The sequence below is a fragment of the Streptomyces sp. NPDC003023 genome (assembly GCF_042888225.1).
Lineage (GTDB): Bacteria > Actinomycetota > Actinomycetes > Streptomycetales > Streptomycetaceae > Streptomyces.
In genome coordinates this window covers 111,960-133,658 of the sequence record NZ_JBIAPL010000007.1, presented here as the reverse complement: position 1 = coordinate 133,658, position 21,699 = coordinate 111,960, and the positions used below count along the sequence as shown (strand labels likewise).

At 71.3% G+C, this 21,699-nt stretch carries 19 protein-coding genes and 1 pseudogene; 13 read left to right on the top strand and 7 right to left on the bottom strand.

The window, feature by feature from the left end:
• Positions 1-61 precede the first annotated feature (61 nt).
• Both ACFYV1_RS23060 and ACFYV1_RS23055 read left to right on the top strand, forming a co-directional pair.
• A complete protein-coding gene (locus ACFYV1_RS23060; RefSeq protein WP_389397420.1) occupies positions 62-385 on the top strand; it encodes a DMT family transporter in 324 nt (107 codons plus the stop codon).
• A 24-nt stretch (positions 386-409) separates the two neighbouring features.
• The gene (locus ACFYV1_RS23055; protein WP_389397419.1) at positions 410-1,354 is read left to right on the top strand and encodes an RluA family pseudouridine synthase; all 945 of its coding nucleotides are present in this window, start codon (positions 410-412) and stop codon (positions 1,352-1,354) included.
• Here the strand turns inward: ACFYV1_RS23055 and ACFYV1_RS23050 are convergent.
• The 4 genes from ACFYV1_RS23050 to ACFYV1_RS23035 form a co-directional block, all read right to left on the bottom strand.
• Positions 1,327-1,956 (bottom strand): MBL fold metallo-hydrolase, encoded by a 630-nt coding sequence (locus ACFYV1_RS23050; RefSeq protein ID WP_389397418.1) that lies wholly within the window; start codon positions 1,954-1,956, stop codon positions 1,327-1,329. The two genes, ACFYV1_RS23055 and ACFYV1_RS23050, sit on opposite strands and share 28 nt — an antisense overlap.
• Positions 1,956-3,041, bottom strand: coding sequence for an S-(hydroxymethyl)mycothiol dehydrogenase (locus ACFYV1_RS23045; RefSeq protein ID WP_389397417.1), 1,086 nt, complete (start codon positions 3,039-3,041; stop codon positions 1,956-1,958). The genes ACFYV1_RS23050 and ACFYV1_RS23045 overlap by 1 nt, the downstream gene beginning before the upstream one ends.
• Before the next feature lie 113 nt (positions 3,042-3,154).
• Positions 3,155-4,612: an amino acid permease gene (locus ACFYV1_RS23040; protein WP_389397416.1), complete on the bottom strand. Its 1,458-nt coding sequence runs from the start codon at positions 4,610-4,612 to the stop codon at positions 3,155-3,157.
• 244 nt (positions 4,613-4,856) lie between these two features.
• The gene (locus ACFYV1_RS23035; protein ID WP_389397415.1) at positions 4,857-5,558 is read right to left on the bottom strand and encodes a FadR/GntR family transcriptional regulator; all 702 of its coding nucleotides are present in this window, start codon (positions 5,556-5,558) and stop codon (positions 4,857-4,859) included.
• 152 nt (positions 5,559-5,710) lie between these two features.
• Here ACFYV1_RS23035 and ACFYV1_RS23030 point away from each other — a divergent pair, with 152 nt between their 5' ends.
• Together ACFYV1_RS23030 and ACFYV1_RS23025 are read left to right on the top strand one after the other, a co-directional pair.
• On the top strand, positions 5,711-6,220 hold the full coding sequence (locus ACFYV1_RS23030; protein ID WP_389397414.1) for a gluconokinase: 510 nt from the start codon (positions 5,711-5,713) through the stop codon (positions 6,218-6,220).
• 9 nt (positions 6,221-6,229) lie between these two features.
• A complete protein-coding gene (locus ACFYV1_RS23025) occupies positions 6,230-7,654 on the top strand; it encodes a GntP family permease (RefSeq protein WP_389397413.1) in 1,425 nt (474 codons plus the stop codon).
• On the opposite strand, the gene ACFYV1_RS23020 is transcribed toward ACFYV1_RS23025, so the two are convergent.
• Positions 7,640-8,299, bottom strand: a complete 660-nt coding sequence (locus tag ACFYV1_RS23020) for a cytochrome b/b6 domain-containing protein (protein ID WP_389397412.1) — start codon at positions 8,297-8,299, stop codon at positions 7,640-7,642. The two genes, ACFYV1_RS23025 and ACFYV1_RS23020, sit on opposite strands and share 15 nt — an antisense overlap.
• On the bottom strand, positions 8,241-8,906 hold the full coding sequence (locus ACFYV1_RS23015) for a molybdopterin-dependent oxidoreductase (protein ID WP_389397701.1): 666 nt from the start codon (positions 8,904-8,906) through the stop codon (positions 8,241-8,243). The genes ACFYV1_RS23020 and ACFYV1_RS23015 overlap by 59 nt, the downstream gene beginning before the upstream one ends.
• A gap of 373 nt (positions 8,907-9,279) precedes the next feature.
• On the opposite strand from ACFYV1_RS23015, the gene ACFYV1_RS23010 reads away from it, so the two are divergent.
• Together ACFYV1_RS23010 and ACFYV1_RS23005 are read left to right on the top strand one after the other, a co-directional pair.
• Positions 9,280-11,385 (top strand): M14 family metallopeptidase, encoded by a 2,106-nt coding sequence (locus tag ACFYV1_RS23010; RefSeq protein WP_389397411.1) that lies wholly within the window; start codon positions 9,280-9,282, stop codon positions 11,383-11,385.
• A complete protein-coding gene (locus ACFYV1_RS23005; protein ID WP_389397410.1) occupies positions 11,385-14,858 on the top strand; it encodes a S8 family serine peptidase in 3,474 nt (1,157 codons plus the stop codon). The genes ACFYV1_RS23010 and ACFYV1_RS23005 overlap by 1 nt, the downstream gene beginning before the upstream one ends.
• Positions 14,859-15,011: 153 nt before the next feature.
• On the opposite strand, the gene ACFYV1_RS23000 is transcribed toward ACFYV1_RS23005, so the two are convergent.
• Entirely contained in the window at positions 15,012-16,667 is a 1,656-nt protein-coding gene (locus ACFYV1_RS23000) for an FAD-binding dehydrogenase (RefSeq protein WP_389397409.1), read from the bottom strand.
• Between the two features lie 96 nt (positions 16,668-16,763).
• Here ACFYV1_RS23000 and ACFYV1_RS22995 point away from each other — a divergent pair, with 96 nt between their 5' ends.
• The 7 genes and pseudogenes from ACFYV1_RS22995 to ACFYV1_RS22965 all read left to right on the top strand — a co-directional run bounded on the left by ACFYV1_RS22995 (position 16,764) and on the right by ACFYV1_RS22965 (position 21,493).
• Positions 16,764-17,291, top strand: coding sequence for an NUDIX hydrolase (locus tag ACFYV1_RS22995; RefSeq protein ID WP_389397408.1), 528 nt, complete (start codon positions 16,764-16,766; stop codon positions 17,289-17,291).
• Positions 17,292-17,336: 45 nt separating this feature from the next.
• On the top strand, positions 17,337-17,726 hold the full coding sequence (locus ACFYV1_RS22990) for a YidH family protein (RefSeq protein WP_389397407.1): 390 nt from the start codon (positions 17,337-17,339) through the stop codon (positions 17,724-17,726).
• Positions 17,723-18,019 (top strand): DUF202 domain-containing protein, encoded by a 297-nt coding sequence (locus ACFYV1_RS22985; RefSeq protein ID WP_389397406.1) that lies wholly within the window; start codon positions 17,723-17,725, stop codon positions 18,017-18,019. The genes ACFYV1_RS22990 and ACFYV1_RS22985 overlap by 4 nt, the downstream gene beginning before the upstream one ends.
• 139 nt (positions 18,020-18,158) lie before the next feature.
• Positions 18,159-18,455 (top strand): hypothetical protein, encoded by a 297-nt coding sequence (locus ACFYV1_RS22980; protein WP_389397405.1) that lies wholly within the window; start codon positions 18,159-18,161, stop codon positions 18,453-18,455.
• Positions 18,456-18,543: 88 nt separating this feature from the next.
• Positions 18,544-19,078: pseudogene (locus tag ACFYV1_RS22975) on the top strand (hypothetical protein).
• A gap of 172 nt (positions 19,079-19,250) precedes the next feature.
• On the top strand, positions 19,251-20,270 hold the full coding sequence (locus ACFYV1_RS22970; protein WP_389397404.1) for a phosphotransferase family protein: 1,020 nt from the start codon (positions 19,251-19,253) through the stop codon (positions 20,268-20,270).
• Between the two features lie 8 nt (positions 20,271-20,278).
• Positions 20,279-21,493: an acyl-CoA dehydrogenase family protein gene (locus tag ACFYV1_RS22965; RefSeq protein ID WP_389397403.1), complete on the top strand. Its 1,215-nt coding sequence runs from the start codon at positions 20,279-20,281 to the stop codon at positions 21,491-21,493.
• The last annotated feature ends 206 nt before the right edge of the window (positions 21,494-21,699 follow it).

Genomic DNA, 21,699 nt, shown 5'->3' with positions numbered 1-21,699 from the left:
TCCCCGCGGATTCCCGCGGGGATCTTCGCGTTTCACGACCGGTCGTACGGAGGTGGAGCTCATGGGGTTCGTTCTGGTGGCGGTCGCGATCGTCTCCGAGGTGATCGGCACCCTGGCGCTGCGCGCGTCGCACGGGCTGAGCCGCCTCGGGCCGAGCGTGCTGGTGGTCGCCGGGTACGGGGCGGCCTTCGTCCTGCTGGCGCAGGCGCTCAAGTCGCTGAACGTGGGGCCCGTCTACGCGATCTGGTCCGGGGTGGGCACCGTCGGGGCGTTCGTGGGCGGGGTGCTCCTGTTCGACGAGCCGGTGAAACCCGCGACGCTGATCGGGATCGGCCTGGTGATCGTCGGAGTGGCCGTCATGTATCTCGGCGGCATGAAGCACTGACGGCGGCGGCATACAGTCTCGTCGGTGAGACGCAGAAACAGGGCGGCCCGGCCCTCCCCGCTCCCCCAGCGCGACGGCATCGATCCGGTGCGGCTGCGGCTGCCGGAGGACCCGTACGGCAGCTGGCCCACCGTGCGGGACCATCTGCTGGCCCGCTACGGGGACGCCGTCGGCGCCGGGCGGGTCGACGCGATGCTGGGCGAGGGGCGTTTCGTCACACAGGACGGGCCGGTCACCGGTGACGAGCCGTACACGGCGGGGGTCGACGTCTGGTTCCACCGTGACTTCCCGGCGGAGCGGCGGGTGCCGTTCGAGATCGGGATCGTGCACCGGGACGAGCACGTCGTGATCGCCGACAAGCCGCACTTCCTGGCCACCATGCCGCGCGGGAGCCATGTGACGGAGACCGCCGTGGCCCGGCTGCGCCGCGATCTTCGGCTGCCGGCGTTGCAGCCCGCGCACCGGCTGGACCGGCTCACGGCGGGCCTGGTGCTGTTCGTCGTACGGCCCGGTGAGCGGGGCGCGTACCAGACGATGTTCCGGGACCGGCGGGTGCGCAAGGAGTACGAGGCGGTGGCGCCGTACGACCCGGCGGTGGAGCTGCCGAGGACCGTGCGCAGCAGGATCGTCAAGGAGCGCGGAGTGCCGGCGGCCCGGGAGGAGCCGGGCGAGCCGAACAGCGAGAGCCGGATCGAGTTGGCGCAGCGGTGCGAGGGGTACGGCCGGTACCGGCTGCTGCCGGTCACCGGCCGTACCCATCAACTGCGGGTGCACATGAACGCTCTGGGGCTGCCGATCGTGCACGATCCGCTGTATCCCGTCGTGCTGCCCGACGCCCCGGACGACTACTCGTGTCCGCTTCAGCTCCTGGCGCGGGTGCTGGAGTTCACCGATCCGGTGACCGGGGAACCGCGGCGGTTCGAGAGCCGGCAGCGGCTCGCTCAGTGGCCGCGGTCAACCCACTCCTGAAGGTGCGGCGCCTCGACGCCGATCGTGGTGGTGTCGCCGTGACCGGTACGGACGACGGTCTCCGGCGGAAGGCCGAGCAGCCGGTCCCGGATCGAGTCGATGATCGTCGGGAAGTGGGAGAACGACCGGCCGGTCGCTCCCGGTCCGCCCTGGAAGAGCGTGTCGCCGGTGAAGACGGTGGCGAGTTCGGGGGCGTGGAGGCAGACGGCGCCGGGGGCGTGACCGGGGGTGTGCAGCACGGTCAGGGACGTGCCCGCGACCGTGATCGTCTCCCCGTCGGCGAGTTCGCGGTCGGGGGCGCGTTCCGGGTGGGTCTGCTTCCACAGCGGCAGGTCGTCCGGGTGCAGCAGGATCGGGGCGCCGGTGGCGGCGGCGAGCGCCGGTGCGGCGTCGATGTGGTCGTTGTGGGCGTGGGTGCAGACGATGGCGCGCAGGGTGCGGCCGCCGAGTGCGGTCAGGATCGCGTCGGCGTCGTGGGCGGCGTCGACGACGACGGCCTCGTGGTCGTCGCCGACGATCCACACGTTGTTGTCGACGTCCCAGGTGCCGCCGTCGAGGGAGAACGTGCCGGACGTGACCAGGTGGTCGACGCGGGCGGCCATCACAGCATCACCACGGAACGCAGCACGTCGCCCTCGTGCATGCGGGCGAACGCCTTCTCGACGTCGCCGAGCCCGATGGTCTCGGTGACGAAGTCGCCGAGGTCGATGCGGCCCTGCTGGTGCAGGTCGATCAGCATCGGGAAGTCGCGGGAGGGCAGGCAGTCGCCGTACCAGGACGACTTGAGCGCGCCACCGCGGCCGAACACGTCCAGGAGCGGCAGTTCGAGCAACATGTCGGGGGTGGGGACGCCGACGAGGACGACGGTGCCGGCCAGGTCACGGGCGTAGAAGGCCTGTTCGTACGTCTCCGGGCGGCCGACCGCCTCGATGACGACATCGGCGCCGAAGCCGCCGGTGAGCTCGCGGATCGCCTCGACGGGGTCACCGGCGCGCGAGTTGACGGTGTGGGTGGCGCCCATCTTCTTCGCCTTCTCGAGCTTGCGGTCGTCGATGTCCACGGCGATGATCTTCGCCGCTCCCGCGAGCCGGGCGCCGACGACGGCCGCGTCACCGACACCGCCGCAGCCGATGACGGCGACCGAGTCGCCGCGGCCTACCTGGCCGGTGTTGATCGCGGCTCCGATGCCGGCCATCACTCCGCAGCCGAGCAGGCCGGCGACGGCCGGGGAGGCCGCCGGGTCGACCTTGGTGCACTGGCCGGCGGCCACCAGGGTCTTCTCCGCGAAGGCGCCGATGCCGAGGGCGGGCGACAGCTCCGTGCCGTCGGCGAGGGTCATCCGCCGGCTTGCGTTGTGGGTGTCGAAGCAGTACCACGGACGGCCGCGCAGGCAGGCGCGGCAGCGGCCGCAGACGGCACGCCAGTTGAGGATCACGAAGTCACCGGGCGCGACGTCGGTGACGCCGTCGCCGACCGACTCGACGACTCCCGCCGCCTCGTGGCCGAGGAGGAACGGGAACTCGTCGTTGATCCCGCCCTGCTTGTAGTGCAGATCGGTGTGGCAGACCCCGCAGGCCTGCACCTTGACCACGGCCTCGCCGGGTCCCGGGTCGGGGACGGTGATCGTCTCCACCCGTACCGGCTCGTTCTTTCCGGGTGCGACCACACCTTGCACCTGCTGCGGCATCGCAGAACCTGCCCTTCCTCGCGCAGTGGACGTCGTCACCCACTATGACCCGTGGCCGGGGCGGGCACGACGAGGCCCCCGCGGGAACGCCGCGGGGGCCTCTCGTACGGGTGTCAGAGCGTCTTGCTCGCGGCGGCCGTCGTGCGGACCCGCTTGCGGACGAGGAACCATCCGCCGACGAGCGCGGCGGCGATCAGCGGCAGGCAGTTGACGGTGGTGCGGGAGATGCCCTCGTCCATCCACATCAGGACGACGACGGAGGCGAGGAAGAGCAGCGTCACGATCTGGGTGTACGGGGCCCAGGGCAGCTGGTAGGCCGGGCGCGTGACGCGGCCGTCCTGGGAGCGGTGCCAGAACAGCAGCGAGCACACCATGATCATCGCCCAGGTGCCGATGATCCCGATCGAGGCGAAGTTCAGCACCAGCTCGAAGGCCTCGCCCGGCATGACGTAGTTGAGGACGACGCCGAGGACACCGAACGCGGCGGTGAGGAGGATGCCGCCGTAGGGCACGCCGCCCTTGTTCATGACACCGGTGAACTTGGGCGCCGAGCCGGACATCGACATGGAGCGGAGGATGCGGCCGGTCGAGTAGAGGCCCGAGTTCAGGCTGGACAGGGCGGCGGTGAGGACGACGAGGTTCATCACGCCGGCCGCGCCCGGGATGCCCAGCTTGTCGAAGACGGTGACGAAGGGGCTCTGGTCGCCGGAGTAGGCGGTGTACGGGAGCAGCAGCGCCAGCAGGACGACGGAGCCGACGTAGAACAGGCCCACGCGCCACATGATCGAGTTGATCGCCTTCGGCATGATCTTCTCGGGGTTCTCGGTCTCGCCGGCGGCGACGCCGCACAGCTCGACGGAGGCGTAGGCGAAGACGACGCCCTGGATGAGCAGCAGCATCGGCATGAAGCCGGACGGGAAGATGCCGCCGTTGTCGCTGATGGTGGCGAAGCCCGGAGTGTGGCCGCCGATGTCGTGCGAGGTCACGACGAGGAAGATGCCGATGAGCATGAACGCGACGAGCGCGGCGACCTTGATGATCGCGAACCAGAACTCCATCTCACCGAAGTACTTCACCGAGATGAGGTTCGCGGTGAGGACCACGGCGAGCGCTATGAGAGCCAGCACCCACTGCGGGATGTCGCTGAACATCGCCCAGAAGTGGGCGTAGGTCGCGGCCGCGGTGATGTCGGCGATGGCGGTCGTCGACCAGTTGAGGAAGTACAGCCAGCCCGCCGTGTAGGCGCCCTTCTCGCCCATGAACTCGCGGGCGTAGGAGACGAACGCACCGGAGGAGGGCCGGTAGAGCACGAGCTCGCCGAGCGCGCGCACGACGAAGAAGGCGAAGACGCCGCAGACGGCGTAGGCGATGAAGAGGGAGGGCCCTGCGCCGGCCATGCGGCCACCGGCGCCGAGGAAGAGCCCCGTGCCGATGGCGCCGCCGATGGCGATCATGTTGATGTGCCGCGACTTGAGGTCCTTGCGGTACCCGGCGTCTCCGGCGTCTACGTGGGGGGAGCCCGTCGCGCCGGCGACGGACGTGTCGGCCGCAGCCATGGTGCGGTCACTCATTGAGGTGGTTCGCCTTCGTGAGGGGGTGTGCGGTACCCGGCCTGCGCCGGCGTCTTCCCGGGAGTGAAGGAAGGGGGCGCCCTGACCTGGCTTCGAAACCTGGAGACCAGACGGGCTCGTGGGGAGACCCAAGGATTCATGGTCGGGGCAACCCTGGGATTTTGACAGTGGTGAACCTCACTCAGACACACATCTGAGGTATTTCAGAGGTTTCAACAAGATGAAGCAAGGATGCCATGCGCTTTCAAGGCGCCAGTACGTCGAGCTCCTGAAGGGCCCCGACGGCGATTTCCCGGGTGAGCCGCTCGGCCCTTTCCGCGTCGCCTTCGCGAACGGCCTCCGCGACCTGCACATGCAGCGTCACCGCCGCCGGGTCGGGGTCGTCGAACATCACATGGTGGTGGGTGCGGCCGGCGAGGACCTCGGCGACGACGTCGCCGAGCCGGGCGAACATCTCGTTGCCGGAGGCGCTCAGCACCACCCGGTGGAAGGCGATGTCGTGCTTCAGATACCCCTCGAGCTGCTGGCCGCGGGAGGTGGCGACCATCCCGAGGGCCTCCTCCGTCAGGGCGGCGCACTGCTCGGGGCTGGCGTGCACGGCGGCGAGGCCGGCCGCGACCGGTTCGATCGCGGAGCGCAGCACGGTCAGCGATCGCAGCTGCCGGGGGCGGTCGGCGCCGGCGAGCCGCCAGCGGATGACACGCGGGTCGTAGACGTTCCAGTCCTCGGCGGGACGCACGGTGACGCCCACACGGCGGCGCGACTCCACGAGGTGCATGGATTCGAGGACACGGACCACTTCACGGACGACCGTGCGCGAGACGTCGAAGCGCTGGGCCACCTCGTCGGTGCGCACCACGCTGCCCTGCGGGTACTCACCCGCGGTGATCGCGAGACCGAGGGTGTCGAGCACATGCGTGTGGAGCCCTCGGCCTTCTGTGGTCATGGGCAAAGCCTACGGCGCGTGGATCACCGCCGGGCCCACGGGAACAAAAAGTATGACGTTTCTGTCTCAGCCTCTTGAATACGTCGTACCTAATGGGTTTCAGTAGCGCGACGGACGGATGTCGGATGTCGACGAAGACAGCGAGGCACGCAATGAGCACCCCCCACGTCGTCGTGGTGATGGGCGTGGCAGGAACCGGCAAGACCACGATCGGCCCCCTGCTCGCCGCCGCCCTGGGCACGCCCTACGCCGAGGGCGACGACTTCCATCCCCCGGCGAACATCGCCAAGATGTCCGCCGGCACCCCGCTGGACGACTCGGACCGCAGGCCGTGGCTCGACGCCATCGGCAAGTGGGCCCACAGCAGGGCGGGGCTCGGCGGAGTGGTCTCCAGCTCCGCGCTCAAGCGTGAGTACCGCGACCGGCTGCGGGCGGCGGCGCCAGACGCCGTCTTCCTCCACCTCACCGGCAGCCGTGAGCTCATCGAGCAGCGGATGTCGGAGCGCAAGGGGCACTTCATGCCCACCGCGCTGCTGGACTCCCAGTTCGCCACCCTCCAGCCACTGGAGGACGACGAGGCGGGCGTCGCCGTCGATGTGTCCGGCACCCCAGAAGAAATCACCGACCGGGCCGTCGCCGCGCTGCGCGGGCTCGAACACTAAGGAATCACCGTGACCAGTCTCAGCGTCGAGATGCTGGCAGCGGACACCGTCGAACCGATCACCTCGGCGGGTAACGCACAGCTGGGCATCGCCGTCCTCGCGGGCATCGCTGTCATCGTCCTGCTCATCACCAAGTTCAAGCTGCACGCCTTCCTGGCGCTGACCATCGGAACGCTCGCGCTCGGCGCGTTCGCCGGTGCGCCGCTCGGTGCGGCGATCGCGTCCTTCACGACCGGTCTCGGTTCGACCGTCGCGGGTGTCGGCGTACTGATCGCCCTCGGCGCGATCCTCGGCAAGCTGCTCGCGGACTCCGGGGGCGCCGACCAGATCGTCGACACGATCCTCGCCAGGGCGAGCGGGCGGGCCATGCCGTGGGCGATGGTGCTGATCGCCTCGATCATCGGGCTCCCGCTCTTCTTCGAGGTCGGCATCGTCCTGCTGATCCCGGTCGTGCTGATGGTCGCCAAGCGCGGCAACTACTCGCTGATGCGGATCGGCGTCCCGGCGCTGGCCGGCCTCTCCGTGATGCACGGCCTCATCCCGCCGCACCCCGGCCCGCTCGTCGCCATCGACGCCGTCGGCGCCAACCTCGGTGTCACGCTGGCCCTCGGCCTGGTCGTCGCCGTACCGACCGTGATCATCGCCGGTCCGGTGTTCTCCAGGTACGCCGCACGCTGGGTGGACATCCCGGTGCCCGAGAAGATGCTGTTCCGGGCCGGGGACACCCGGACCTCCGCCACGCGCCCCTCGGAGGACCTGGAGAAGCGCCCGAGCTTCGCCGCCACCGTCGCCACGGTGCTGCTGCCCGTCGCCCTGATGATGGCGAAGGCACTTGTCGACATCGTGGTGGACGACCCCGAGCACGGCGTCCAGAAGGTCACCGATGTCATCGGCTCACCGCTGATCGCCCTGCTCGCCGCCGTGATCGTCGGCCTGTTCACGCTCGGCCGCGCCGCCGGGTTCGCCAAGGAACGGCTCTCCTCGACCGTCGAGAAGTCGCTCGCGCCGATCGCCGGTGTGCTGCTCATCGTCGGCGCCGGCGGCGGTTTCAAGCAGACGCTGATCGACATCGGCGTCGGCCGGATGATCCTGGACCTCTCCGAGGACTGGGCCATCCCGACGCTGCTGCTCGCCTGGCTGATCGCCGTCGCGATCAGGCTCGCGACCGGCTCCGCGACCGTGGCCACGATCTCCGCTGCCGGTCTGGTCGCCCCGCTCGCCGCCGACATGTCGACGTCCCACGCGGCCCTGCTGGTCCTCGCGATCGGCGCCGGCTCGCTGTTCTTCAGCCATGTCAACGACGCCGGATTCTGGCTGGTGAAGGAGTACTTCGGCATGAGCGTCGGCCAGACGATCAAGACCTGGTCGGTGATGGAGACGATCATCTCGGTCGTCGGCATCGTCTTCGTACTGCTGCTGTCACTCGTCCTCTAGCCACTCGCTGTGGTGGTGACGGGACCACCGGCGCTCGACCGACCCGGTGCGCATGCCACGGCGTGCCTCCGGGTCGGCGAGCGCCATCGCGATGTGCCCGGCGACGACGACCCCGACGGCGAGTGACAGCCAGTCGTGCACGAACGTCGCGCTCGTCCGCCACACGAGGGGTGTGAGGCCGGTGAACCACATCACCAGCCCGGTGCCGAGCATGACCAGCGTCGCACCGGCGATCCAGGCGGCGTAGACCTTCTGGCCCGCGTTGAACTTGCCCGCCGGGCGGGCGCCCGGGGTGCGGTCGCGGTGGCGCACGGCGCGCAGCCATCGGCGGTCGTGGGGCACGAAGCGGTTCAGACGGCGCAGGTCCGCGCGGAAGGCACGGGAGGCGAGGCCCAGCAGGATCGGTACGGGCAGCAGCAGCCCCGACCACTGGTGCACGGTGACCACGAGGTGGCGGCGGCCGACGAGTTCGGCGAGCTGGGGCACGTACAGCGCGGCGGCGGTCGCGACGCACAGCAGCATCAGGGCGGCGGTGGTGCGGTGCACCCAGCGCTCGGCGCGGGTGAACCGCTCGCGTCGCGCGGGGTCAGACGGTGGGGGTGTCGGTGCGGCCGTTGGACCGGCCGACCCAGGCGTCGACGTCATAGCCCCGCTCCTCCCAGTAGCCGGGCCGGACGGTCTCGGTGACCGTGATCCCGGAGAGCCATTTCGCCGACTTGTAGAAGTACATCGGCGCGACGTAGAGCCGGACGGGGCCGCCGTGCGAGTGGCCGAGCGGCTGGTCCTGCATCCGCAGGGCGACGAGCACGTCGTCGCGGCGGGCCTGGGAGAGGGTCAGACTCTCGCTGTACGTTCCGTCGAAGCAGGTGAAGCGGATCGCGCGCGCCCGGGGCAGTACCCCGGCGGCGTCCAGCAACCGCGAGAGCCTCACACCCTCGAAGGGTGTGTCCGGCACCCGCCACCCGGTGACGCACTGGACGTCGCGCACGACGCGGGTCTGCGGGAGGGAGCGCAGGTCGGCCAGGGTGTACGTGGCCGGCTTCGCCACGAGGCCGTCGACGGTGAGGCGGTAGGTCTCTGCGGTCCTGCGCGGCACGGAGGAGGCGACGGAGTAGTAGCGGAAGCCCCCGCCGTTCGGGAGCAGGCCGGTGAGCCCCGTCGGATCCTTGTCCACCGCGGCCCCGAGGAAGCTCTCGAGCCCGCGCTGCGCGTACGGCGCGGAGGCGACACCCGCGGCGCCGAGGCCGAGCATGCCGAGGACGATGCGGCGGCCGACGGGTTTGCCGCCCGGGTCGGAGCTGTCTGTGGTCACCCTTCGATTCGAGCACCCGGCCGCCGTGGAGGCCAGGGCCGGCGGTGGTCCGTCAGACTTCCGTCACACTCGCGACGGTGCGGGTCCGTTACGTGGGAGCAGCCGCCGGCCCACCGCGAAGCAGTCGAAAACGCGACACCCCGGAGCAACTTCTTCCGTTTCTTGCGTCCAAGATCTCGTGCCCATGGCATTCCTTTGGTACGTTCCCGTCTGCCTCCCCCCACCATGGATCGGGCAATGCTCCGGACAGGCGTCGCGCCACCACCCTGACACGCCGCTGACCTGGGCAGAGCTCCTTTTGACGGGAGTTCACGTGGTCGTTTCTCATCGACGATCCCGCAAGCGCATCGCTCTGTCGTGCGCCCTGGTAGCAGCCGCCGCCGGCGGACTGCTTCCCTTCACGGCCTTCTCCCCCGCCGGGGCGACGGAGGACGATTTCCGGCCGCAGCTCGTCACGGTGGACACACCCACCAGAGCGGACAGGACCGAGCTCGGCACGCTCGGTCTCGACGTCACGGAGCACGCCGGGCACGGTTACACCGAAGTGGTCCTGCACCAGCCGGGCGACGCCCTGGCCCTGCGGGCGGCCGGCTTCACCTGGGAGGTGCGCATACCGGACCTCGTCCAGCGCGAGTCCGAGATCAACGCGGCCAACCGCGCCTACGCGGCCGCCACCGCCACCTCGCCGCTGCCATCGGGCCGCGACAGCTACCGCGGTCTCGCCGACTACAACGCCGATCTCGACCGCCTCGCCACCGAGCACCCCGGCATCGTCAAGAAGATCACGCTCAAGCACAAGAGCCTCGAGGGCAAGCCCGTCCACGGCATCGAGATCGCGCACGACGTCACGGCCGCCGTGGAGGGGCGGCCGGTGTTCGTCATGCTGGGTCTGCACCACGCCCGTGAATGGCCCTCCGGCGAGCACGCCATCGAGTTCGCCCACGACCTCGTCAAGAACTACGGCACCGACGAACGCATCACGTCGCTGCTGAAGAAGGCCCGGGTCGTGGTCGTACCCGTCGTCAACGTCGACGGCTTCGAGAAGTCCTTCAACGACGGGCAGCTGGTCGACCTGCGCACCGTCGACGGCGGCGGCACGGCGTCCATCCTGGCGACGCCCGGCAACGCCTACAAGCGCAAGAACTGCCGGATCGTCGACGGCCAGGCCCCGCTGGCCGGCGAGTGCGCCCTGACGAGCAGCCCCGGCGGTTACGCCGCCGGCGTGGACCTCAACCGCAACTACGGCGCGTTCTGGGGCGGTCCCGGCGCGTCCGCGCAGTCCGTGGACCCGACCTATCGCGGCGCCACGGCCTTCTCCGAACCGGAGACGCAGAACATCCGCGACCTGATCAGCAACCGGCAGGTGACCGGCCTGATCACCAACCACACCTTCTCCAACCTGGTGCTCAGCCCGGGCGGCGTCGCCCCCGACACGATCGGACCCGGCGGCGTGCCGGTCGGCAGCGCGGCCGACGACGCGGCGCTCGTCGAACTCGGCGACAGGATGGCCGAACAGAACGGCTACACGAGCCAGCACAGCTGGGAGCTCTACGACACCACGGGCTCCACCGAGGACTGGTCGTACAACGCGACCGGCGGCTTCGGCTACACGTTCGAGATCGGGCCGGACGAGTTCCACCCGCCGTTCGCCGAGGTCGTCGACGAGTACCTGGGCGCCGGCGAGTACGCGGGCAAGGGCAACCGCGAGGCGTACCTCATCGCGCTGGAGAGCGCCGTCGACACCGCGACCCACTCGGTGATCTCCGGCAGGGCCCCCGAGGGCGCGACCCTGCGGCTGAGCAAGAGCTTCGCCACACCGACCTGGTCGGGGAGCATCCAGGACACGCTGAACACGACGATGACCGTCGGCGGAGGCGGTTCGTACACCTGGCACGTCAACCCCTCGACGCGGCCGGTCGTCAAGGCGCGCCAGCTCCGGGTGATCTCCTCCGAGCCGCTGGAGCAGCAGACGTTCACGGGCACCACCGCGCCGGGCCAGCGCACCGAGCAGGAGTTCACCGTCGGCCGCGACGCCGATGTCCTCGAGGTGAAGCTGGACTGGCCGACCCCGGACGACCTCGACCTGTACGTGCTGCGCAAGAACGCCGACGGCACGCTCACCCAGGTCGCGAGCTCGGCCGGCTTCGTCGGTGAGAAGGAGCGCGCCCTCCTCCAGGACCCGGAGCAGGGCACGTACGTCCTGCGGGTGGAGAACTTCGCCTCCGCGACGCCGTCGTGGACGCTGACCGCGTCGCTCTTCGACGCCACCGAGCAGCAGACCGGCGGTCTGATCGAGAACTGGACGCTCACCTGCGAGAAGGACGGCAAGGTGCTCGAGCGGGTGCCCGTCGTCGTCGACCGCGGGCAGAGGGTCAAGGCCGACCTGAAGACCTGCGCCAAGAACTGGGGCAAGAACTGATGGCCCTGGGACCCGGCAGAACCCGGCGGCTGTGCGGCACCGTCGCGGTGGCCGCGCTGGCCGTGTGCGTCTCCCTGCTGCCCGCCTCGGCCTCCGGCGCGCAGGGCGCCGATGTCACGGTCGGCTCCGTGGACGGCCGGCAGGTCGTCGACGGGGCCGTGCGCGGCGCCCTCGACGGCACCGTCGACGTGGCCGGCACCGCCCGGACCGGGGCGCCCGGCGCTCCCGGCGAGAGCGCGCCGCTGCACGCGGACGCGGGCGACAGCGCCTACGTCGCCGCCGGTGAGAAGGCCGTGCTGCTCGGAGGCGCGTACGGCGGTACGGCGCCCTACACCTGGGCCTGGACGGCCGAGCAGGGCACTCTCGGCGGCGCCGGCTCGTCGAGCGCCACGTTCGACACCACCGGCCTCGCCGCGGGCACCTACGAGGTGCGGCTGACCGTCGGCGACGCGGCCGGTGCGAAGACGGACGACACCGTCAGGGTCGTGGTGGTGGAGGAGACCTCCTCGACCGTGCTCGACGAGACGAAGTCCGACCCGACCCCGGGCGCGTTCCCCGGCGGCCAGGCCGTCGAGTTCCCCTTCGACGTCCCCTCCGGCGTCAGCTCCTTCGACGTCACCCTGTCGTGGAAGACGACCGCTCAGGACTACGACCTGCGGGTCACCGATCCGTCCGGCGAGGTCGTGGCCCGCTCCGAGTCGTCCGGGCATCCCGAGAAGACGTCGGTGTCGTCGCCCGCCGCGGGCACGTGGAAGGTCGTCGCCGTCAAGTGGGCGACCGTCACCGACGAGGTGACCGCCCGGGTCGTGGCGCGCGAGCGCCCGGCCGACCCCCGGCCGAAGGTGTCCGCGGGCGGTCCGTACGAGTTCGAGAGCGGAGCCGCACAGCGGCTCGCCGGCAGCGTCGCCGGCGGTGCCGGACCCGTCGCCACGGCCTGGGACCTCGACGCGGACGGGCAGTTCGACGACGGCTCGGGCGCCACGCTCGACACGGCCCTCCCCGACGGCCGGCACCTGGTCACCCTCAAGGCGACCGACGCCGACGGTCTGGAGCGCCGTGAGACGACGTCCGTGCTGGTGGGCAGCGCCGACCGGCTCGCCGCGGGACCGCCGGTCACCGTCATCGGCATCGCCGACACCGGGATCAACCCGTACCACCTGGAGTTCTCCGCCAGTACCTACCCGGACCCCGACGTCCTGGCGCTGACGAAGAACTTCACCCGCCACCCCTCGGAGTACATCCCGGGTTACCCGGCCTCAGCGCCGGCCGTCCCCGTCACACTCGGCAAGGGCTATCTGCCCGCCGAGGACAAGGAGTTGTGGACGAGCGAGAAGGTGCCCGGCGGCAAGCTGCACTGGATCCCCGGCACCAAGATCGTGGGCGCGTACTCCTCGAGCGTGGACGGCGCGCACCCGGTGCTCGACGACCACGGTCACGGCACCGGCTCCGCCTCGGTGTCGGCGGGCAACCGCTACGGCTACTGCCCGTCCTGTCTGCTGGTCATGGTGGAGGGCCTCGACGAGACGGTCGCCACCGCGTACCCGTGGGTCGACATCACCTCGCACTCCTTCGGCTACATCGGCGGCGCGCCCGTCGGCCCCGTCCTCAGCGGCGAGGAGGTCACCAAGGAGGCCGCCGAGCGCGGCCAGACCGTGCTGTTCGCGGCCGGCAACGGCGTCGGCAACGCCTTCGACGTACCGGTCAGCACCTGGCACTCCGACCAGACGGGACCCGACTGGAACATCACCGTCGGCGCGCTGCGCAGGAACGACCAGCGGGCCGTCGTCGGCGACGGCATCCCCGTACATCTCTCCTCGTGGGGCATCGGCAGCCTGCCGTCCGCCTGCCACACCGGGGTGTACTGCCAGGACCAGTTCAGCGGCACCTCGGCGGCGACCCCCTACACGGCGGGTGTCTTCGGCACCACGCTGCAGCGGGTCCGCGACGCCATCGGCGACCCGAGCGCCGGGCAGAAGGCCGGCCAGGTGGTCGCGGAGGGCAGGGCCGTGCCGTCGAGCGTGTACCTGCACGACGGCCGGCTCACCCGCGCGGAACTGCGCGAGGCGGTCCTGAAGAACGCCTTCCCGCTCGGTGAGGACAACTTGCCGTCCGCGAGCTGGCCGCTCGCCTCCCCGTACACCGCCGGCAATGTCCTCTTCGAGGGCTACGGCGCCGCGACGCCCGAGACCGCGAGGCGTGCCGTGGACACCCTGCTCGGCAGGGCGCTGCTGCCAGAACGGCCCGTCGAGGACGACTTCTTCGCCACCGACCGGACGATCCGGGACAGCATCTGGGGCGGCTACGACCGCGACGGCGACGGCGCCTCCGACCCGGCGGCGATGCCCACCGGCCTCTCCGCCTCACTCGACGACGTGGCCACGCTCGACGGCGCGCTCGACGTCCTGAACCGGACGGCCGCCGCGCGCGACACCTCGGCCGCGGCCGAGGCTCCCGCAGGGGAGGGCGTCTTCAGCTACTACCTGCACCAGGGACCGGAGTGCGACGCGGAGCGGACGATGGACCGCACCGACCGGACCGGCGACGCGGACGGCTGCGCCGTCGGCGACACGCTGTCCTCGGCCGCGCCGTACCTGCCGACGGCCGCGTACCCGGCGACCGACACCCTCGGCGCGCCGCTCGCCTCCGGTTCGCAGGTGCGGGCGGAGCTGTACGTGCGCACCAGTGCGCCCGCCGCGATGACGGGCCCGACGGTCGTGCTCCAGGCGACCGACCGGGAGATCGGGCGTGGCAAGGCCGCCGCCCAGCCGGTCACCGGCGGCTGGACGAAGTTCACCATCGACTTCGAGACGGCCCGCCACGCCTTCACGGGCGAGCAGTTGACGGTGCAGCTGCTCTCCGACACCACGGCGCTCGCGTCCGTGGGCTACGAGGGCGACCACGCCTCGAAGCTGACGGTCGGACCGGCGGCGCTGCCGCCCACCGGTCTGGAGTTCGGCGCCACGATCGACTCCCCCGCCGACGGCTCCGAGACGGTGGCGGGGCAGACGGTCGTCGCGGGCGGCCGGTTCGCCTTCCCCGACCTCGGCACCGATCCGCAGGGTGTCGGCGGACGGCCGGAGACGCACCGCGTGCAGGTGTCGGTGGACGACGACACGTTCGCCTCGCCGGTGAGCGCGGAGCTCGACGACGCGACGGGCACCTGGCGGGCGGACCTCGGTCGGCTCGCCGCGGGCGAGCATGTGCTGCACGTCCGCGCCGTGCGTGACGGCACCGCGTCCGAGGTGGCCGCCGCCACGTTCCGCGTGGTGCCGGACGCCCGGGTCGAGTGGCAGGTCGTGCAGCGCAACGCGTCGGTGGACGCCGCCGCGTGGAAGCCCGCGAGCGGGCTCGCCGACTGGTCGTTCTCCCTGGACACGGGGGCGTACGGGTCCGGTCACCGGACCATCGTCGTACGGCTGGTGGAACGGGGGGTGGAGACGGCGAGGGACACGGTCCGGGCAGTCTTCCGCTGACCGTCCGTCCGCGCGTGCACAGGACGGGCCGGCATCCCTTTGCGGATGCCGGCCCGTCCGGCGTTTCACACCCGCCCGGTCACTCGGCGCCCGCCCTGACACTCGGCCCCGCCCCGGCCGTCGTGGACAGGTCCGCGTTCGCGGCCCGTCCGGCTACGCGACCGCGGCCGCCGCCGCCCTGCCCGCCGCCCGTCCCGAGAACAGGCAGCCGCCGAGGAACGTGCCTTCCAGGGACCGGTAGCCGTGGACACCGCCGCCGCCGAAGCCCGCCGCCTCACCCGCCGCGTACAGGCCCTCCAGTGGCGTACCGGACAGCCCGAGCACCCGCGACGACAGGTCCGTCTCCAGACCGCCGAGCGACTTGCGCGTCAGGATGTTGAGCCGCACGGCGATCAGCGGGCCCGCCTTCGGGTCCAGCAGCCGGTGCGGCGCGGCGGTGCGGATCAGCTTGTCGCCGAGGTACTTGCGGGCCCCCCGGATCGCCGTGACCTGGAGGTCCTTGGTGAACGGGTTCGCGATCTCGCGGTCCCGCGCCGTGATCTCGCGCCGCAGCTCTGCCTCGTCGATCAGGCCGTCCCCCGTGAGCTCGTTCATACGGCGCACCAGCGCGCCCAGTTCCCTCTCCACGACGAAGTCGACGCCCTTGTCCATGAACGCCTTCACCGGCGCCGGCACGTCCGCCCTCGCGCGCACGAGGACGTCGCGGACGGACTTCCCCGTGAGGTCCGGGTTCTGTTCGGAGCCGGACAGCGCGAACTCCTTGCCGATGATCCTCTGGTCGAGCACGAACCAGGTGTAGCCGTGCCCGGTCCGCATGATGTGGTCGAGCGTGCCGAGGGTGTCGAAGCCCGGGAACAGGGGCACCGGCAGCCGTTTGCCGCGCGCGTCCAGCCACAGGGAGGACGGGCCGGGCAGGATGCGGATGCCGTGCCTGGCCCAGATCGGGTTCCAGTTCTCGATGCCTTCGGTGTAGTGCCACATCCGGTCGCGGTTGATGTGGCTGGCGCCGGCGCGCTCGGCGATGCCGAGCATCAGACCGTCGACATGTGCGGGAACACCGGACAGCATCTTCGCGGGCGGCGTGCCGAGCCGGTCCGGCCACTGGGCACGCACGAGGTCGTGGTTGCCGCCGATGCCGCCCGAGGTGACGATCACCGCCTGGGCCCGGTACTCGAACGCGCCGGTGATCTCGCGGCTGCTGGCCGAACCCCGCTCCGCGTCCGACGGCTCGAGGATCTCGCCGGTGACGGTGTCGAGGCTGCCGGCACTGCTGCCGAGGCCGGTGACCCGGTGCCGGAACCGCAGTTGGACCAGTCCCCTGGCGACCCCTTCCCGGACCCGGCGCTCGAAGGGGGCCACCAGTCCGGGCCCGGTGCCCCAGGTGATGTGAAAGCGCGGTACGGAGTTCCCGTGGCCGTTCGCGTCGTAACCGCCGCGCTCGGCCCAGCCGACGACGGGGAAGAACCGCACACCCTGCCGGTGCAGCCAGGCCCGCTTCTCCCCCGCCGCGAAGTCGACGTACGCCTCGGCCCACTCGCGTGGCCTGCGGTCCTCGTCCCGGTCGAATCCGGCGGTGCCCAGCCAGTCCTGGAGGGCCAGGGCATGGCTGTCCTTGATGCGCATGCGGCGCTGCTCGGGCGAGTCGACGAAGAAGAGACCGCCGAAGGACCAGTGGGCCTGTCCGCCGATGGACTGCTCCGGCTCCTGGTCGAGCAGGATGACCTTCCGTCCGGCGTCGACGAGTTCGGCGGTGGCCACGAGGCCGGCGAGTCCCGCCCCGATCACGATCACGTCAGCGTCGTACGCCATGGTCTTCCATTCGTCCGTCGGGCCGGTGGGTCCCGATCTTCCTTACGGGCGAGTAACTCGTCAATGGCGGCGGGGCGCCGGTGCTTGGATGGGGGCATGACTTCCGTGCGCCCAGCAGAAGAGATCCTCGACATCGTCGACGAGCACGACCGCGTCACCGGGCAGGCACCGCGCGGTGAGGCGTACGCGCGGGGGCTGCGCCACCGGTGTGCGTTCATTCTCGCCAGGGACGCGGCCGGACGGATCTTCGTGCACCGGCGCACCGCCACGAAGCTGGTCTTCCCCTCGATGTACGACATGTTCGTGGGCGGGGTCGTGGGCGCCGGCGAGTCCTACGACGAGGCCGCGCTGCGGGAGGCGGAGGAGGAGCTCGGGGTGCGCGGGCTCCCGAGGCCGACGCCCCTGTTCAAGTTCCTCTACCAGGCGGAGGGGAACGACGGCCCGTCGTGGTGGGCGCAGGTCTACGAGGTTTGCTGCGAGCTGCCCGTGGACCCGCAGAAGGAGGAGGTCGCCTGGCACGGGTTCCTGACGGAGGCCGAGCTCGAGGCGCGGTTGGGCGAGTGGGACTGGGTGCCGGACGGGCTGGCCGCGTACGCACGTCTGCGGTCTCAGCGCGCGGGCTGAGGCCGGTTCCCGGGGCCCGGTGGCACCGCCGGTAGGGTGCGCTGCGTGAGCGACTTCGTACAGAGCCTGCGGTTGTGGTTCGCCCCGGCGCGGATACGTGACGAGGGCGAGACGCCGGACTACCGCTTCTCGCTCGCCAACGAGCGGACCTTCCTCGCCTGGATCCGTACGGCGCTCGCGCTCATCGGCGGCGGGTTCGCGGTCGACCAGTTCCTGCCGGACCTGCGGTGGGGCGTACGGGCCGGGCTCGCGCTGGCGCTGATCGGCGCAGGGGCCGCGTGTGCCGTGCGGGCCGTGAACCACTGGGTGCGGTGCGAGCGGGCGATGCGCCGCGGTGAGGATCTGCCCGTTTCGCGGTTCCCGGCGCTGCTGGCGGTCGTGGTGGCGGTCGTGTCGCTGGCCATGGTGGTGGTCGTGGCGTGGGGTGACGTATGACGTCACCCGTGCGGGATCCGGGACTGCAGCCGGAACGGACCCGGCTGGCGTGGCGGCGGACCACGCTGACCTGCACGGTGGTCGCCGTTCTGGCCGCCAGGCAGGCGGCGCAGGACGTGGCGCTCGCGGCGGGGCTGAGCGTGATCGCCTGGCTGGGGTTCCTGGCCGTCGCGCACCGGCGTATCGGGGCGATGAACGCGGCGCGGCCGGCCGCCATGTCCGTGGGCGGTGCGATCGCCGCGGTGGTGTGCGTCCTGGCGCTGGCGGCCCTCGCGGTGGCGATCGCGGTCTGACGCGGGCCGCACGGTGCGTGCTGTGCCGTCTCGGGCACCTGTTCCATCGCGGCGCGGAGGGCGGTGCGGGACCCTGCCGGGGAGCGCCCACTAGCCTGGAATGAGACAGAACGGCACATATGACCCAGAGGTGAGCGCCATGACCGTTGTCCACCAGGAGCACACCGCGCACGAGCACGCCCACGGCCCCGCCTGCGGCCACACCGAGGTCCCGCACGGCGACCATGTCGACTACGCGCACGACGGACATCTCCACCGGGAGCACTCCGGGCACTGGGACGAGTGCGAACCCGGTGAGCACGTGTCGCACAGCGGCCACGCGCACGAGCACGGCGCAGGGTGCGGCCATCCCGCCGTGGCGCACGGAGACCACGTCGACTACGTCCACGACGGGCACCGGCACGCACAGCACGACGGGCACTGGGACGATCACTGACAGGCACCTCCCGCGGTTCCCCCGACCGGGACGGACCGGCAGGCTCTGAAGGCCGATTCACCGTCGACCGGAATCCGGGGGAGCCCAATTGCCCGCCGCCGAGCCCTACATCGTCCAGCTCGCACCCGAAGTGCACGCCTACGTCCAGCCGGACGGCGGCTGGTGCCTCGACAACGCGGGATTCGTCAGCGACGGGGAGTCGACGCTTCTCATCGACACCACGGCCACCGAACGACGGGCAGAGGCACTGCGCGAGGCACTGCGCGAGGCACTGCCGGCGGGCCCTCGACGTGCTGCGATCGCTCGACGCGGAGACGGTCGTGCCGGGCCACGGGCCGATCACCGACCCCTCGGCGTACGACGCGACCGAGCGCTATCTGCGGTTCGTCGCCGAGGTGGCGGAGGAGGGGCACGGCAAGGGGCTCAGCCCGCTGGAGGCCGCGCGGGCGACGGACCTCGAATTCTTCGCCGAACTGCGTGAGAGCGAGCGGCTGGTGGCGAATCCGCACCGGGCGTACGCGGAGCTGGACGGGCTGCCGGAGGGCTCACCGCTCGACCCGGCCACGGTGTTCGCGGACATGGCGGCCATGAACGGCGGAGTGCCGGTGGCCTGCCACGCCTGACGGCGGCACCGCGCCCCGTCCGTCCGCGGCGCGGTCCGCAGCACCCACCGCCCGTCGCCCGTCGCCTGCCGGGGTGTGATCCGGGCATCGCTTCCACCAGCCCACTGGACGACATACCGACTGGTCGGTCATCATGAGCGCGTTCCCCAGGACCACGCCGGAGGTGCGCATCATGAGCTCAGTCCCCCCAGGCCTCGATCCCGAGGCGTTGCGCGGTTGTCTCGACCGCGAGCGGCCAGGACTCGTGGGCGGACCGCTCAGCGCCCGGCTGATCCAGGGCGGCCGTTCCAACCTCACCTACGCCGTCACCGACGGCACCTCCCGCTGGGTCGTCCGCCGGCCACCGCTCGGCCACGTCCTCGCGACCGCCCACGACATGAGGCGCGAGCACCGGGTGATCAGCGCGCTCGTGCCGACCGCCGTCCCGGTGCCGCTGCCCGTGCTGCTGTGCGAGGACGAGTCGGTCATCGGATCGCCCTTCTACGTCATGGAGTTCGTCGACGGGACCCCGTACCGCACCGCGGAACAGCTCGCGCCGCTCGGCGCCGAACGCACCCGCGGTGCGGTGCTCTCCCTCGTGGACACCCTCGTCGACCTGCACGCCGTCGATCCCGAGGCGGTCGGACTCGGCGACTTCGGCCGACCGGACGGCTTCCTCGACCGGCAGTTGAGGCGCTGGGGCAAGCAACTGGCGGCGTCACGGGGCCGCGAACTGGCCGGCATCGACGAGCTGCACGCCGCGCTGGGCCGCGCACTGCCCTCCTCCCCCGCCGCCACCGTCGTACACGGCGACTACCGCCTCGACAACGTCCTGATCGGCGACGACGACCGGATCAACGCGGTCCTCGACTGGGAGATGTCCACCCTCGGCGACCCGCTGACCGACCTCGGCCTGCTGGTCATGTACAGCAAGCGGCTGGAGCTGCCCGACTCCCCCGTGAGCACCACCGCGGGCGCCGCCGGCCACCCGTCACCGGCCGAACTGATCCAGCGGTACGCGGAGCGGTCCGGCCGGGACACCTCGGCGATCTCCTGGTACGAGGCGTTCGCCTGGTTCAAGCTCGCCGTGATCCTCGAGGGCATCCACTACCGCTACACGCTCGGGCAGACCGTCGGCGCGGGCTTCGACCGGATCGGCGACCTCGTCCCCGTCTTCATCGGGCACGGCCTCACGACCCTTCAGGAAGGCTGAACACCTCCATGGACTTCGCATTCGACGCCCGCACCGAGGAACTCCGCGCCAAGCTGCTCGCCTTCATGGACGAGCACGTCCACCCGGCCGAGCAGACCGAGCACGAGCAGCGCGCGCGACTGGCGTCGCCGTGGGACACCCCGGCGGTCGTCGAGGAGCTCAAGGCGGAGGCCCGCAGGCAGGGCCTGTGGAACCTCTTCCTCCCCGACTCGGAGTACGGGGCCGGTCTGACGAACCTGCAGTACGCACCGCTCGCCGAGATCACCGGCCGCAGCCCGCACCTCGCCCCCACCGCGCTGAACTGCGCCGCCCCCGACACGGGCAACATGGAGGTGCTGACACAGTTCGGCAACGAGCAGCAGAGGAAGCAGTGGCTGGAGCCGCTGCTGGCCGGCGAGATCCGCTCCGCCTTCGCCATGACCGAGCCGGAGGTCGCCTCCTCCGACGCGACGAACATCCGGACCCGGATCGACCGTGACGGCGACGACTACGTCATCAACGGCCGCAAGTGGTACATCTCCGGTGCGATGAACCCGAACTGCAAGATCCTCATCGTGATGGGCAAGACCGACCCGGACGGCGACGACGTCCGCCGCCAGCAGTCGATGATCCTCGTCCCGCGTGACACGCCGGGTGTCGAGGTGCGGCGCGCGATGCAGGTATACGGCTACGAGGACCACTCCCACGGAGGCCACGCGGAGGTCGTGTTCCACGACGTGCGGGTACCGGCGGCCAACCTGATCGGCGAGGAGGGCGGAGGCTTCGCCATCGCCCAGGCCCGGCTCGGGCCGGGGCGCATCCACCACTGCATGCGCCTGATCGGCATGGCCGAGCGCGCGATCGAGCTGATGTGCCGCAGGGCCGTGTCCCGCGAGGCCTTCGGCAAGGCGATCGCGCAGCAGGGCGTCGTGCAGAACTGGATCGCGGACGCGCGGGTCACGGTGGAGCAGCTGCGGCTGCTGGTGCTGAAGACGGCATGGCTGATGGACACGGCCGGCAACCGCGGCGCGCACACCGAGATCCAGGCCATCAAAATCGCGACGCCGCGGGCGGTCGTGGACATCCTCGACAAGGCGGTCCAGGTCCATGGTGCGGGCGGCGTCAGTCAGGACTTCCCGCTGGCGGAACTGTGGGCGGCGGCTCGGACGCTGAAGCTGGCGGACGGCCCGGACGAGGTGCACCAACGGTCACTGGCGCGGCGGGAGCTCAAGCGGTACGTGTGAGGTCCGGGCGGGGGTGACGCCTGCGGGTGGCGCCTGCGGCGGGCCGTTTCCCCACCCCGCCCCTTCTCCCGAACCGGGGCAGGCCCCGGGCCCCGTTCCGCCCCGCGGACCGCCTGTACCGCCCTGGCGGGCGGTGCCCCCAAGCCCCTACTGGCCTGGCGGCCGTGGGTGCCGGCACGGGCTGACTGCGCCGCTGCGCGGCACAG

Excerpts from the sequence above, each read along its gene's own strand:
- ACFYV1_RS23060 (WP_389397420.1), top strand. The coding sequence starts at position 62 with ATGGGGTTCGTTCTGGTGGCGGTCGCGATCGTCTCCGAGGTGATCGGC.
- ACFYV1_RS23050 (WP_389397418.1), bottom strand. The coding sequence starts at position 1,956 with ATGGCCGCCCGCGTCGACCACCTGGTCACGTCCGGCACGTTCTCCCTC.
- ACFYV1_RS23045 (WP_389397417.1), bottom strand. The coding sequence starts at position 3,041 with ATGCCGCAGCAGGTGCAAGGTGTGGTCGCACCCGGAAAGAACGAGCCG.
- ACFYV1_RS23040 (WP_389397416.1), bottom strand. The coding sequence starts at position 4,612 with ATGAGTGACCGCACCATGGCTGCGGCCGACACGTCCGTCGCCGGCGCG.
- ACFYV1_RS23035 (WP_389397415.1), bottom strand. The coding sequence starts at position 5,558 with ATGACCACAGAAGGCCGAGGGCTCCACACGCATGTGCTCGACACCCTC.
- ACFYV1_RS23030 (WP_389397414.1), top strand. The coding sequence starts at position 5,711 with ATGAGCACCCCCCACGTCGTCGTGGTGATGGGCGTGGCAGGAACCGGC.
- ACFYV1_RS23020 (WP_389397412.1), bottom strand. The coding sequence starts at position 8,299 with ATGACGTCGACGCCTGGGTCGGCCGGTCCAACGGCCGCACCGACACCC.
- ACFYV1_RS23015 (WP_389397701.1), bottom strand. The coding sequence starts at position 8,906 with ATGCTCGGCCTCGGCGCCGCGGGTGTCGCCTCCGCGCCGTACGCGCAG.
- ACFYV1_RS23005 (WP_389397410.1), top strand. The coding sequence starts at position 11,385 with ATGGCCCTGGGACCCGGCAGAACCCGGCGGCTGTGCGGCACCGTCGCG.
- ACFYV1_RS23000 (WP_389397409.1), bottom strand. The coding sequence starts at position 16,667 with ATGGCGTACGACGCTGACGTGATCGTGATCGGGGCGGGACTCGCCGGC.
- ACFYV1_RS22995 (WP_389397408.1), top strand. The coding sequence starts at position 16,764 with ATGACTTCCGTGCGCCCAGCAGAAGAGATCCTCGACATCGTCGACGAG.
- ACFYV1_RS22985 (WP_389397406.1), top strand. The coding sequence starts at position 17,723 with ATGACGTCACCCGTGCGGGATCCGGGACTGCAGCCGGAACGGACCCGG.
- ACFYV1_RS22980 (WP_389397405.1), top strand. The coding sequence starts at position 18,159 with ATGACCGTTGTCCACCAGGAGCACACCGCGCACGAGCACGCCCACGGC.
- ACFYV1_RS22970 (WP_389397404.1), top strand. The coding sequence starts at position 19,251 with ATGAGCTCAGTCCCCCCAGGCCTCGATCCCGAGGCGTTGCGCGGTTGT.
- ACFYV1_RS22965 (WP_389397403.1), top strand. The coding sequence starts at position 20,279 with ATGGACTTCGCATTCGACGCCCGCACCGAGGAACTCCGCGCCAAGCTG.